A 13,408-nucleotide genomic window follows, 5' to 3' on the forward strand; every position below is an offset into this window, starting at 1 on the left:
ATTATCCTCTCTATACCCAGAATTGGACCAGCAAGTCGATTAGCTTGATTCCTACAAAGGGAATAACTACACCGCCCAGGCCATAAATAACCAGATTACGGCTTAACAACTTGGACGAACTCATCGGCTTGTACGCGACCCCTTTCATTGCTAACGGAATGAGAAGAGGAATAATAATGGCATTAAAAATCAACGCCGACAGGATGGCTGAAAGCGGTGAATGAAGTCTCATCACGTTCAGAACATCCATTTCAGGAATCGCCACCATAAACATGGCCGGAATGATTGCGAAATATTTAGCGATATCATTCGCTATACTGAACGTGGTCAATGCTCCGCGTGTCATTAGCAACTGCTTGCCAATGGATACCACTTCAATAATTTTGGATGGATCGGAATCCAGGTCCACCATGTTAGCCGCTTCTTTGGCAGCAACCGTACCGCTGTTCATCGCAATCCCGACATCCGCTTGGGCGAGTGCAGGGGCATCATTCGTACCGTCTCCCGTCATCGCCACCAATTTTCCTTCTGCCTGTTCACGGCGAATTACGGCAATTTTATCCTCTGGCTTGCTTTCGGCAATGAAATCATCCACACCAGCTTCTGCTGCAATGGTTGCAGCAGTCAGCGGATTATCACCCGTACACATAATCGTTTTTATTCCCATTTTTCGCATTTGCTCGAAACGTTCCCGCATCCCGGGTTTTACCGTATCCTTCAGATAAATCAGACCAAATATCGATTGATTGACGGCTACCGCAAGGGGCGTACCTCCTGCCAAACCCACGGCATCGCTTTTTCCCTGCAAATCGACAGGTATATCACCGCCCTGAGCAGCCACCCATTGTTTCACTGCGTCAACAGACCCTTTGCGAATCTGGCGTCCATCCGGCAGATCAATGCCGCTCATTCGTGTCTCTGCCTTAAACTCTATGAACTTCGCACCATCTGCGATGGATTCCTGAAAGGAAAGATTCTGCTTCTTGAGAAGCTCCAGCACGGATCTTCCTTCCGGCGTTTCATCCTGAACCGAGCTTAGAGCAGCCCAAGCGGCGACATCCTGCAAGCTTTGATTTCCAACCGGAATAAATTCGCTAGCCATACGGTTTCCATAGGTGATCGTTCCGGTTTTATCTAATATAATCGTATTGATGTCTCCGGATGCTTCTACTGCCTTACCGGACATTGCCAATACATTAAACTGGGTAACCCGGTCCATTCCTGCAATGCCGATTGCCGATAACAATCCGCCGATCGTCGTCGGGATCAAACAAACCAACAAAGCTATTAAAACAGGAATCTCAAGCCGAATGTTCAGATAGTTTGCGAAAAATGGGAGCGTAATGACCACAATCAAGAAAATGATGGTCAGACTAACCAATACTGTATTTAGGGCAATTTCATTTGGTGTTTTTTGACGTTTGGCCCCCTCTACCAAAGAAATCATCCGATCCAAAAATGATTCGCCTGGATCACTTGTGATGCGAACCTTGATCTGGTCACTGATTACTTTGGTTCCCCCGGTTACAGAGCTAAAATCCCCTCCAGCCTCTTTAATCACCGGTGCAGATTCACCCGTAATTGCGGATTCATCGACCGAAGCCAAGCCCTCAATCACTTCTCCGTCACCCGGAATCATTTCCCCTTGAGCTACAACAACGACATCACCTTTACGTAGTTCAGTGGAAGGAACTTGTTTAATAGCGCTGCCGCTCAACTTATTTGCGGTAATTTCCTTTTTTGACTTTTTTAGTGAATCTGCTTGCGCCTTGCCTCTTCCTTCGGCTAATGCCTCAGCAAAGTTAGCAAACAATAGGGTGAACAATAGGATCAATGCTACAGCAAGGTTAAATCCTGCAGATACCTGTCCACCAAATGCATCAGGCATTAGGACAAGTAATAACGTAATGATAAAACCAACCTCGACGACAAACATGATTGGATTTCGCAACATCATTTGAGGATTCAGTTTGATAAAAGACTGCTTGATTGCCTGAGTGACAATATCTTTATTTAATACACTTTTCTTTGTATTCATCTCTTTTCCTCCATCCGTGACCTTCTAAGGTTTCAGCGTTAAAAATTCAGCAATCGGACCGAGCGCAAGCGCCGGGAAGAATGTCAGAGCTCCTACAATCAGCACTGCCCCCAGGAATACGGCACCAAACAATGCATGATCCGTACGAAATGTGCCTGCCGTTTCCGGAACGCTTTTCTTGACCGCTAACGAGCCTGCTACCGCAAGCATCGTAATCAACGGAAAATATCGGCCGAGGAACATAACAATGCCAGTGCATATATTCCAGAATGGAGTCGCATCCCCCAGTCCTTCAAAACCAGAACCGTTGTTAGCAGCTGCCGAAGTGAATTCGTACAGTACTTGTGTCAGCCCATGAAAGCCTGGATTGGATATGGTATCCTCCTGAGTGAAAAGAGCCAAGGCGGCAGGTAACAGAATAAGTAATGGATTAATAATCAGCGTAATCGCAATAAGCTTCATTTCTTTACCTTCCATTTTTTTACCAAGAAACTCTGGTGTGCGTCCTACCATTAAACCGGATAGAAATACGGCAATCATTGCGTACATAAGCACATTGACAAATCCCGCTCCAACACCGCCAAAGATCGTATTCAACATCATATTTCCGATCGTAATCATACCGCCTATAGGCGTCAGCGTGTCATGCATCGTATTCACTGCGCCTGTCTCTGAAGCGGTAGTTACTACGGAGTACAGAGAGGACTGGGCAACGCCAAACCGGGCCTCTTTCCCCTCCATTGAACCCTGCTGATGCTGAATGCCAAGTGCGTTAATTGCCGGGTTGCCGACATATTCACTGAATAGAGAAATTCCTAGAAAAACGATAAACATCATTGCCATGGAAACAAATAATACCCGACCCTGTTTTCTGTTCCCGACCATCTTGCCGTATGTAAAAGGCAGAGATGTTCCCAGTAGTAACATGAGCAAAATTTGTAACAAGTTGCTGAGCCCGCCTGGATTCTCGAAAGGATGGGCAGAGTTGACCCCGAAAAATCCACCCCCGTTGTTTCCCAATTCTTTAATCGTCAGGAAGGAGGCCACAGGCCCACGGGCGATCTCCTGTTTCACACCTTCGAGCGTTGTTGCAAAAGCTGCTGGCTCCAGGGTTTGTGGTACGCCTAACGCAACAAAAACAAAAGCCAGTACAAAAGAGATCGGCAAAAGAATACGCGTAATTCCCCGTATCATATCTACAAAGAAGTTTCCCAGAGGTTTACCGGCCAACCCGCGAATAAAAGCAATAGCTACCGCTAACGCTGATGCAGGAGCAGTAAACATCATAAACAGGATCGCCAGCATCTGCGACAAATAAGACAGTCCACTCTCCCCGCTGTAATGTTGAAGATTGGTATTGGTCATGAAGCTGATTGCCGTATTAAAAGCAAGTGTAGGCTCCATCGAGGGAATCCCGCCTGGATTCAATGGCAGCACACCCTGAAATCTAAAAATCAGATAGACAAGTAGAATCATCACTGAGTTACTGAGTACTACAAACCGGGCGTATTGCTTCCAGGTCTGGTTCTCTTTGCTTATTCCCCCAATCGCATAAATCGGTCTTTCCAGCCATCCAAACCAGCGATCAAGCCGCGTTTTCTCATAACTGAATGCTTGCGCAATGTAATGCCCCGTAGGGCGGGCCAGCAATAAAGAGAGCAATAATGTTATTGCAATTGCAATTAAAGAAATTAAGGTCACTTGTATCCCTCCTGAAATCTTCCCTAATATTTTTCCGGATTAATAAGCGCGTAGATTAAATACACCATAAGCGCAACTACAATTACCGCAAGCATCCATATCATCCCTGGTCACTTCCTTTATTAATTGTTAAGGAAGCCCACTGCCCGAGTCCGATCATCAATGCGGCAAGTGTGATTAAAATAGCGATCAAATACACATCTAACATTTCTACAAACCCCCTTCAATGTTCGATTTCAGCGTAACATTTCTATCATTAGTTTAGGATTAGGGTTTCTATAAAGACGTAAAGATCACCTTAAGATATAAATGATTTTACCTGGAAAACAAATAAACCATGCTCAAAAGAGCATGGTCAGTCATCCTGATCATTTAGAGTTTCAGCTATCCTCACCCACCTGTAACATACGGTAACCGACTCCAATATGCGTTTGAATAAACTTTAGCGGTGATGTTGTTTTCTCAATTTTCTTTCTCAGCGTCGCCATAAACACACGCAAAGCAGGAATATCATAACTATGGCTACCCCAGATTTCTTGCATGATATAATTATGAGTCAATACCTTACCTACATTCTTCGCTAATAAACAAAGAAGTTTATATTCACTTGGCGTCAGGTGAACCTCTGTACCACTGATCCATACACATCCCGCTGCGTAATCGATCCTCAAACTACCATTGATAAAGCTGGATGCGTCCTTCAAAAGTCTGTCATTGTCATACCGAATTCGTCTTAAGCTGACCCGGAGTCTCGCCAGAAGTTCTTCCACACTGAAAGGCTTTGTCAAATAATCGTCTGCTCCGGCATCGAGTGCATCTATTTTGTCTCGATCCTCACTTCGTGCGCTGACCACAATGATCGGCATATTCGACCAAGCCCGAAGCTTCTTAATAATATCCACTCCATCCATATCCGGTAATCCCAAGTCGAGAATCATCAGATCCGGCTGTCTGGATACCGCCTCCAGAATCGAAGCTTCTCCTGTTTCGGCTGTATGATATTTATAACCTTGTGTCTCAAGAGTAGTCGTAATCAGTTTACGGATCGGTTTGTCGTCTTCTACGACAAGAATCAAAGGTTTATTCATACACATTCACCTCCTCAGCTTTCAGAGTAAAGTAAAAAACAGTCCCTTGAGGGACAGCATTTTCAACTCCAATGGTTCCTCCATGAGCACTTATAATTGATTTGCACAATGAAAGTCCCAGTCCTAATCCGCGGCGATGATCTCCATGAAAATTATCTACCGTATAAAACATTTCAAACAGCCTGGCCTTGGCTTCTTCCGGAATCCCCGGGCCATCATCAGAGATTTCAACAACGATGCTTTTTCTCTCACGTCTTGCAGAAATTTTGATATGAGATCCATCCTGGGTATACTTGATGGCATTATCAACAATATTGATCAAAACTTGAACAATAAGCCGAGAATCCATCCTGGCCATCATCAATTCGTCCTCTAATTCTGTTTGAATGATATGTTTCTCACTGTTGCGATTCACGTGCAGCAAGGCTTCCGAAATCACTTCTTCTATTAATTCTGCCTGAAAATTCAGATTCAGAGTACCATTTTCAATTCGACTAATCGAAAGTAAATTTTCCACCAAATTGATCAGCCACATGGAATCATCGTATATATCCGTATACAGACCTCTTTTCAGTTCCTCGTTCAATACTGTAGAGTTCTTTAGAAGAATCCCAGCATTCCCTGAAATACTTGTAAGAGGGGTACGTAAATCATGGGAAATGGATCGAAGCAAATTAGCCCTAAGTTGCTCCTGCTGAATTTGCATGGAGATTTCTTTCTGTTTTTCGTTCAGTTTTTCTTTCTCCAGCGCTAACGCACACTCTCCCAACATTGCGATCATCAAGCTCTTCTCAAAAACTTCCAAAGGTTCTTCCTGCTCCATAACAATGGCAGCTACCGCAAAAACCTGTTCCCCTCCACGTACCGCATGATACAGGCATTTCGCGCCAGAAAACGTATCGGTGGTCGCTCCTGCACGCTTGTTGTTTTTAAGCACCCACTCAGCAACAGTACGTTCGTTGCCCCCCGTGTAGATCTCTTGATCAAACGCAGGTTCTTTCTTCGGAAAAACCTGCGGCGTTGACAATCCATCTACCTCGACGGAATAAAAAATGACCGTTCTGTCCAGCAACTTCACCATTTGATGTGCCATTTCATTAATGATCGCCGAGGAGTCCTTGGCCTGCTGCAATTTCCTGCTTGTTTCCAGAAGCACCTCGGTACGATAGGCTTTTTGAGCGGATTGCCGAGCCTGCTCTCTTACCTGCATAGTCAGAGTACTCGTTATGAATGAAGCCGCCAGCATGACCAAAAAGGTAACCGGATAACCTGAATCATACACTTTCAGAGAATAATAAGGTTCGGTAAAGAAATAATTAAATACAAGCACGCTCATGACTGAGAATAGGGTGCTGTACCATCTCCCCTTGGTCACAATGGCGTGCAACAAAACACCCAAAATGTACACGGTAATAATATTCGCTTCTCGAAAGTTCAGATCCTTAAACCACAAGCCAATGATTGTACATATCCCCAAAATAACAACGGTTCGGGTGAGATCAGCAAGCGATAGCTTTGGGTATTTGGCATAAATAGGTTTATAAATAAAAGACTGTGTATATGGAATAATGTAAATTTCTGTATTGGGGAGCAAGGCGGTCAACTTATCAACCACATTAACGTTTGCCAATCTTCTCTTTTTGTAAGGAGAACGCCCCAGAACAACTTTGGATACACGACTTGTTTTGACGTATTCAGCAATCTGTCCTGCAATATCTTCTCCATACATGGTTGCGATTTGGGCACCCATTTGCTCTGCAAGTCTTATATTCTCTCTTAACTCTGTTCTATTTTTTTGAGTCAATTCTTTAGTTTCTGGTGTTTCCACAAAAATCGCCGTGAAATGCCCATGAAAAGCAGCTGCCATTCTCGCAGCTGTTCGAATCACTTTTTTATTGGAAGCCGCCGAAGACAAGCAGACTACGATATGTTCTTTTGGATCATATTCATTTTTTTTCGTTCGTGAACTGATTTGCACTGCGATTCGATTTAACTGGCTCGCTGTAATACGCAGAGCAATTCCCCTTAGAGCTGTTAGCTTTTCTTTGGTAAATAAATCCACCTGTGCATTTTCTAAATCACGATATATCTTTCCTTTATTCAAACGATCTATTAAATCATCTGGTTCAATATCCACAAATTCCACTTGATCAGCACCATTAAACAGGCTATCTGGTATGCGTTCATCAACAGGAACGCCAGTGATAGAGCAGACAATATCCGCCAGGCTTTCGATCTGCTGCACATTCATCGTTACATATACATGAATACCTGCGCGAAGAAGCTCCTCCACATCCTGATATCTTTTTTTGTGACGACATTCCGCCATGTTCGCATGGGCCAGATCGTCCAATAAAATAAGTTCAGGGCTTCTCTGGAGCGCATAATCCAGATCAAATTCTGGAATCATAGCATCCCCACCTGAAATCTCAATATGGGGAAGAACTTCAAGCCCTGCCGCCATGGCGGCAGTATCCGGTCGGGCATGATCTTCAATGCATCCGACTACGACATCCATCCCCTCTTTTTGCTCCTTACGAGCGTCAGTGAGCATGGCACAGGTCTTTCCGCCTCCAGGCGCATATCCAATGAAAATTTTCAATTTCCCTCTTCTTTTTCCTGCAAGCGAACTGGTCATTTGCTCAAGTATGGACTCAGCATTGTTTGGTTGGATTGACATTCTGCGCCCACCTTCTGTTGTATTCTCTCAAGTTCAATTATATCATGGGCAAAATCAGTACCGTATTACGAAAACGACTGAAAGCATTAAGATCGCATTAAGATCGGGTTATTTTAGTTCAACTCATATCGATCCATAAAAATACTCTGTCACACACATGACAGAGTATTTTAATAAAGCTATATAAAGTTTTATTCACAAATCCTAATAGTGCTCGATTAACATTTGTGATTGGCTCAAGAATTACTATCCTATGAGTAACTTATCCTCTGGATAACGATGTTTTTGTTTAACGGTTTTCTGTGCCAAAGCGAATGCAAGGGTTAATGGCCCCAATCTGCCTATATACATCGTAACAATGATAATCAACTTCCCTGCTGTTGAAAGTTCTGGCGTAACTCCCATAGACATACCTACTGTGCCGAATGCAGATGTCGCTTCGAAGAGTAGCACCAAAAAATTGGTATGATGAGAATATTCTGTAATGGTAAGAAGGAATGTAGAAAGTAAAACAACACTCGCAGAAATGGTCAATACAGCAAGTGCCCTGAAAATAATCTGTTGAGGAATTCGCTTATTTAGTAGCTGTACATCTTCTTTCCCTCTAACCGTTGCCATGATACTTAATAACAGTACAGCAAAGGTACTTGTCTTAATGCCCCCACCTGTTGAACCGGAAGAAGCACCAACAAACATCAATAAAATCATGAAAAACAGGGAAGCAGGCAACATCATACTGATGTCGATGGAATTAAATCCGGCGGTTCGTGTAACTACACCCTGAAAATATCCAGCCCAAATTCTTTCACTCCAAGAGAGTGCACCGAATGTTTGGGTATTAAAAAGTTCAATCGTGAATGTAACCAGAAAACCTGCAAGGCATAAGATACCCGAAGTTAACAAAACGACTTTCGTATGAAAGCTAAGGTCTCTCCACCTTCTTTTACGATACAAATCCAGAATTACAGTGAATCCGATCCCGCCGATGATAAACAAAAAGGATATCACGATATTAACTAATGGGTCCCCGACATAACGGCTTAAGCTATCTGACCATAACGAAAATCCTGCATTATTAAACGCAGAAATGGAATGGAATACTCCGTAATATATAGCCCTGGCTACTCCCAAATCTCCTGCCCACCGAATAGCTAATATTGCTGCTCCAAGAGTCTCAACAATCAAAGCAATGAGGAAGATATTCAGTGATAAACGGACAACGCCTTGCGTAGTAACAGCGTTTGAAGATTGTTGAATAAGAAGGCGTTCCTTTAATCCAATTTTTTTCCCCAAGATCACGGCTATTAATACACCAAATGTCATAAATCCCAATCCGCCAATTTGAATCAATAGCAAGATTATCATCTGTCCAAAGTGCGAAAAGTCGGTACCTGTATCAAGGACTACAAGCCCTGTTACGGATACTGCGGAAGTTGAAGTGAAAAGCGCGTTTAACCAACCCACACTAATTCCGGTTGCAGAGGACACAGGCAGAGAAAGCAGAACAGCACCTAGTAATATGGGTATGGCAAAGCCTAACAAAATTATTCTTGAAGAAGTCAAACTGAATTTTTGGGTAAGTAGTAATTTCTTTTTAGATAACATATCACAGGCTCCTGTTGTGCTAATTTTTAGAACAGCTTCATCTTTTGAGTCGGTCTCCTAATTCCCTTTGTCTAAAAAAACATAAAAAGAGTCCGCTGTTGGCAGACTCCTCCGGGTAAACAGGTATACAATTATCGTCATTATATAACTCAAGGTTGAAACTGTAAAGAGAATGTCTCCGCAAGAACAGGCTGCCCAAAGATTTAGAAAATCAAACCCCTACGCTGGATTGCTGACTCGCCTTGATCGCTTGCTCCAGATCATAGATAATGTCTTGAATGTTCTCGGTGCCAACAGACAGACGAATCAACTCCGGATTAACGCCTGCGGCAGTTTGTTCATCTTCGGTCAACTGCGCGTGAGTTGTACTTGCCGGGTGAATAATCAGTGACTTGGAATCGCCCACGTTCGCAAGGTGAGAGAACAGTTTGACACTTTCAATCAATTTGCGACCTGCGTCCGCACCACCTTTGATTCCAAAGGTCAGAATCGCACCCTGCCCTCTTGGCAGATATTTCTGTGCAAGCTCATAAGAACCATGGCTCGGCAGACCTGCATAACTTACCCAAGACACATCCTCATGTTTCTCAAGGAATTCCGCAACCGCAAGGGCGTTGCTACTATGACGCTCTACGCGCAGATGTAATGTCTCCAGTCCTTGCAGCAGTAACCATGAGTTGAATGGAGAGATCGTTGCACCCAAGTCACGCAGAAGTTGTACACGAGCTTTGATAATATAAGCAATCGCTCCAACCGCTTCCGTATATACCACACCGTTATAACTGGAGTCCGGCTCCGTCAAACCAGGGAACTTGCCACTTGCTTTCCAGTCAAATTTTCCGCTATCCACGATAACGCCACCAATGGATGTACCATGACCCCCAATAAATTTTGTTGCAGAGTGAACGACAATATCTGCTCCATGTTCGATTGGACGAAGCAGGTACGGACTTGGGAACGTATTATCCACGATCAAAGGAATTCCATGTTCATGAGCGATAGCTGCCACCGCTTCAATATCAAGTACATTCCCCTTTGGATTACCGATCGTTTCAGCATACAATGCTTTGGTTTTCTCCGTAATCGCAGCCCGGAAATTCTCAGGATCACTGGAATCCACAAATTTCACGTCCAGACCCAGTTTCGGCAAAGTCGTCGAGAACAGATTGTATGTACCTCCATACAAACTCGCCGAAGACACGATCTCATCCCCTGCACCGGCAATATTCAGAAGTGAAAACGTTATGGCTGCCTGACCGGAAGCTGTAGCGAGCGCCCCAGCTCCGCCTTCCAACGCCGCAATCCGTTGCTCAAACACGTCGGTTGTTGGATTCATCAGACGGGTATAGATGTTGCCAAACTCTTTCAAACCAAACAGGTTAGCTGCATGCTCGGTGTCCTTGAATCCATAGGATGTTGTCTGATACAAGGGCACAGCTCGTGCGTTGGTGGTTGGATCAATCTCCTGGCCTGCATGAATTGCCAATGTTTCAAATGAAAGCTCACGTTCGTTTGACATAAAATCTGAATCCTCCCTTGGTATATACGTTCTTAGAGTCCTTGATGCCTTGGCATGGTGGCGTATGTTTTCCATATTCTCTCACAAGATGTCGCATTTGAAAAGAATTATTTCCGATATTTCCGATAAGAAATAATTAATATGTATTTAATCGATTACTGTACCAAAAAAACCTTTGCCCTCGCAAAGGTTTTTCGGCTATTTTGGCTTCGGTATGCCATACCATATCTAGGCTTTGCTTATACCCGAACTGCACTCCAGACTTCACGCAAATGTTTGGCCGCAGGCACAGCTTCCTCCGCAGTTACACCTTCAAGTGAAATATCGATATGTGGCTTATATGTTTTGAGCAATTCAAAAAATAGCGGGTAATCCAGTATGCCTGCCCCAGGTACCGGATTGAACTTCTCTCCCTGTGCATCGAAGGCTACATCTTTGGCGTGGATCACAATCATGCGCTGATACAGCGATTCCATCACCTCGCGCAAGAAAGCCCCTTGATCTGCTGCGTGCGGCTGTTTGATCAGATTACACGGATCGAACAGCATCCCCAGGTTGGAAGAAGGAATCTCTTCAAACAACCGTGTCATATGCTCATGGGTATGAAGGGTGTGGGTGGACACAGGCTCAATCGCCGCATGTACGCCCCACTTCTCGGCTTCCTCAGCCAACTCCTCAACCGTTTCCTTCAGCACGCTCCACGCCTTCTCTTCATATCCATCCGGATGTGTATCCTGATAGGTGTCCAAGCCCCCGGTCTCCGTTGCCACCATGCTGCAACCAAAATCCCGGGCATAACGCAGATGCTCCTTGAATCGATCAATGTCCGCACGTCTTGTTACCGGATCAGGGTCAATCGGATTAATATAACAGCCCAGTACCGCAATCTTCACCCCGCGCTGTGCAAATTGATCTCCAATCTCATTCGCAAGTCCTGGACTTAGTTTGCCATTGGACGAGTCCACATCGGATAATGCTTTGGCAAGCGCCAGCTGCACGGAATTGAATCCGTTATCCGCAATCGTCTGCGCAAGCTGGGCTGTAGGCTGTTTGCCAAATGTATGCGCCAGAATACCAAGTTTCATGTCACTGCCTCCTTATGCAATTCCGATCATTAAGCGATTAACGAGCCATCCAGCCGCCATCGACATTCAGTACATGACCATTCAGATAATCCGAAGCTGCGGATGCCAGAAAGACAACCGGGCCTTTCAGATCTTCCGGTGTACCCCAACGTCCAGCAGGAATACGGGCTGTGATATCCCGGTAACGATTCTCGTCCGCACGAATCTGGGTGGTATTATCAGTTTCCATGTAACCCGGTGCAATCCCGTTAATCTGAATCCCCTTACCTGCCCATTCATTGGCGAGTGCTTTGGTTAAACCGGCAACACCATGTTTACTGGCTGTATAACCCGGTACATTAATCCCGCCTTGATAGGACAACATGGATGCAATATTAATGATTTTGCCGCTTCCGCGTTCAATCATATGTCTGCCGGCCAATTGGCTTAGGAAAAATACCGTGTTCAGGTTCAGGCCGATCACATCGTGCCAGTCCTGCCCTGTATGATCAGCCGCAGGTGTGCGGCGAATGATTCCGGCATTGTTGACCAGAATATCAATTCGGCCCTGGAACGCAAGCGCCTTTTCAAACACAGCCGACAACTCGTCTTCACGACTTAAATCCGCTTCAATCACATAAGCTTTGCGTCCGAGTGCTTCAATAGCACTTGCCGTTTCCGCTGGCTTGGAATAGGAGACCAATACCACATCAGCGCCCGCTTCTGCCAGGCCAATGGCCATCCCTTGTCCTAGTCCGCCCGAGGTACCTGTCACCAATGCAACTTGTCCGCTTAAATCAAATGGGTTCATGAATGATTCCTCCGCATGGTTTGATGTGCAAACAATAGCTCCTAACGTTTCTTTAATCCCGTGAATGATATATGAGGTTAACTTTGATAATCCACTGTGACACCGCTCTGTTCGTACAAGGCAGCCGTCTCTTCATCCAGACGACCGTCACTAATAATGTAGTCCAGTTCCGAACACTGAGCGAAAGTCCGAAGTGCAAATTGTCCGAATTTATAATGATCCACAACGCCGTATACCTGCTGCGAGGCAGATATCATTGCTTTTTTCAAAGGAACCAGATCTCCCGTGTAGATCGATAGCCCAAAGTCCGGATGAAGGGCTGTCGTGGATATAAAGGCTTTGTGAATGTTAAGACTGGATATAAACGCAGCCGTATCATCCCCCACCAGCATATTTCGTACACGAGCCCCGCCAGGCACAACCAGTCGCACCTGCTCCTTCTTGGTCAACTCCGCAATAATGAACAGGTCATTGGTCACCACCGTCAGCGGCTGATTATCGAGACGTTTGGCCATCTCCAGCGTGGTGCTGCCACCATCGAGAGCAACGATATCTCCAGGTCGAATGTAAGCAAGGGCACGTTCAGCAATCTCCGTCTTCTCGGGATGATGCTTCTCTGTAACTCCGCGGCTATTCAAGATGCCATACTGGTCATTCTGAGCCAGCATAGCCCCTCCATGAACACGTACGAGCAGTCCCATGCTCTCCAACTTGTCGAGATCCTCTCGCACAGTCTTCCCCGTCACCTGCAATAACTCACTCAGATCACTAACGGTTACTTCCTGGCGCTCCAGCAGAGCCTCCATAATTTTTTCATGTCTTTTCAATGGATTCATCATAATCAACTTCCTATACTATCTAAGTTAAATGAATGAGTGTTCTAGCGTCTACCCTGTCAATTT

11 protein-coding genes are annotated in these 13,408 nt (G+C 44.9%); all 11 read right to left on the reverse strand.

What is annotated here, in order from left to right:
- Nucleotides 1-10 precede the first annotated feature (10 nt).
- The 11 genes from kdpB to AC1S8V_RS25625 all read right to left on the reverse strand — a co-directional run bounded on the left by kdpB (nt 11) and on the right by AC1S8V_RS25625 (nt 13,342).
- Nucleotides 11-2,038, reverse strand: coding sequence for a potassium-transporting ATPase subunit KdpB (gene kdpB / locus AC1S8V_RS25575; RefSeq protein ID WP_482071270.1), 2,028 nt, complete (start codon nt 2,036-2,038; stop codon nt 11-13).
- Nucleotides 2,039-2,062: 24 nt separating this feature from the next.
- The gene (kdpA, locus tag AC1S8V_RS25580) at nt 2,063-3,730 is read right to left on the reverse strand and encodes a potassium-transporting ATPase subunit KdpA (RefSeq protein ID WP_482074586.1); all 1,668 of its coding nucleotides are present in this window, start codon (nt 3,728-3,730) and stop codon (nt 2,063-2,065) included.
- A 32-nt stretch (nt 3,731-3,762) separates the two neighbouring features.
- On the reverse strand, nt 3,763-3,843 hold the full coding sequence (gene kdpF, locus AC1S8V_RS25585; RefSeq protein ID WP_433754336.1) for a K(+)-transporting ATPase subunit F: 81 nt from the start codon (nt 3,841-3,843) through the stop codon (nt 3,763-3,765).
- Entirely contained in the window at nt 3,840-3,947 is a 108-nt protein-coding gene (locus AC1S8V_RS25590) for a signal peptide protein (protein WP_433747247.1), read from the reverse strand. Before AC1S8V_RS25590 ends, kdpF begins: the two co-directional genes overlap by 4 nt.
- A 172-nt stretch (nt 3,948-4,119) precedes the next feature.
- The gene (locus tag AC1S8V_RS25595) at nt 4,120-4,827 is read right to left on the reverse strand and encodes a response regulator (RefSeq protein WP_482071271.1); all 708 of its coding nucleotides are present in this window, start codon (nt 4,825-4,827) and stop codon (nt 4,120-4,122) included.
- On the reverse strand, nt 4,820-7,507 hold the full coding sequence (locus AC1S8V_RS25600; RefSeq protein WP_482071272.1) for a DUF4118 domain-containing protein: 2,688 nt from the start codon (nt 7,505-7,507) through the stop codon (nt 4,820-4,822). Before AC1S8V_RS25600 ends, AC1S8V_RS25595 begins: the two co-directional genes overlap by 8 nt.
- 246 nt (nt 7,508-7,753) lie before the next feature.
- Nucleotides 7,754-9,112 carry a TrkH family potassium uptake protein gene (locus AC1S8V_RS25605; protein WP_482071273.1) on the reverse strand — a complete coding sequence of 453 codons (1,359 nt, stop codon included), beginning with the start codon at nt 9,110-9,112 and terminating at the stop codon, nt 7,754-7,756.
- Nucleotides 9,113-9,323: 211 nt separating this feature from the next.
- On the reverse strand, nt 9,324-10,631 hold the full coding sequence (locus tag AC1S8V_RS25610; protein ID WP_482071274.1) for a homocysteine synthase: 1,308 nt from the start codon (nt 10,629-10,631) through the stop codon (nt 9,324-9,326).
- A gap of 239 nt (nt 10,632-10,870) precedes the next feature.
- Entirely contained in the window at nt 10,871-11,716 is an 846-nt protein-coding gene (locus tag AC1S8V_RS25615) for a sugar phosphate isomerase/epimerase family protein (protein WP_307542097.1), read from the reverse strand.
- Between the two features lie 37 nt (nt 11,717-11,753).
- Nucleotides 11,754-12,506 carry a 2-dehydro-3-deoxy-D-gluconate 5-dehydrogenase KduD gene (kduD, locus tag AC1S8V_RS25620; RefSeq protein WP_482071275.1) on the reverse strand — a complete coding sequence of 251 codons (753 nt, stop codon included), beginning with the start codon at nt 12,504-12,506 and terminating at the stop codon, nt 11,754-11,756.
- A gap of 77 nt (nt 12,507-12,583) precedes the next feature.
- The gene (locus AC1S8V_RS25625; protein WP_482074587.1) at nt 12,584-13,342 is read right to left on the reverse strand and encodes a DeoR/GlpR family DNA-binding transcription regulator; all 759 of its coding nucleotides are present in this window, start codon (nt 13,340-13,342) and stop codon (nt 12,584-12,586) included.
- Between the last annotated feature and the right edge of the window lie 66 nt (nt 13,343-13,408).

The sequence above is a fragment of the Paenibacillus sp. B46(2026) genome, from assembly GCF_056786355.1.

Bases quoted from the DNA above. Each gene is read 5' to 3' on its own strand.
- kdpB (WP_482071270.1), bottom strand. From the start codon at position 2,038: ATGAATACAAAGAAAAGTGTATTAAATAAAGATATTGTCACTCAGGCA.
- kdpF (WP_433754336.1), bottom strand. From the start codon at position 3,843: ATGATATGGATGCTTGCGGTAATTGTAGTTGCGCTTATGGTGTATTTA.
- AC1S8V_RS25590 (WP_433747247.1), bottom strand. From the start codon at position 3,947: ATGTTAGATGTGTATTTGATCGCTATTTTAATCACACTTGCCGCATTG.
- AC1S8V_RS25595 (WP_482071271.1), bottom strand. From the start codon at position 4,827: ATGAATAAACCTTTGATTCTTGTCGTAGAAGACGACAAACCGATCCGT.
- AC1S8V_RS25600 (WP_482071272.1), bottom strand. From the start codon at position 7,507: ATGTCAATCCAACCAAACAATGCTGAGTCCATACTTGAGCAAATGACC.
- AC1S8V_RS25605 (WP_482071273.1), bottom strand. From the start codon at position 9,112: ATGTTATCTAAAAAGAAATTACTACTTACCCAAAAATTCAGTTTGACT.
- AC1S8V_RS25610 (WP_482071274.1), bottom strand. From the start codon at position 10,631: ATGTCAAACGAACGTGAGCTTTCATTTGAAACATTGGCAATTCATGCA.
- AC1S8V_RS25615 (WP_307542097.1), bottom strand. From the start codon at position 11,716: ATGAAACTTGGTATTCTGGCGCATACATTTGGCAAACAGCCTACAGCC.
- kduD (WP_482071275.1), bottom strand. From the start codon at position 12,506: ATGAACCCATTTGATTTAAGCGGACAAGTTGCATTGGTGACAGGTACC.
- AC1S8V_RS25625 (WP_482074587.1), bottom strand. From the start codon at position 13,342: ATGAATCCATTGAAAAGACATGAAAAAATTATGGAGGCTCTGCTGGAG.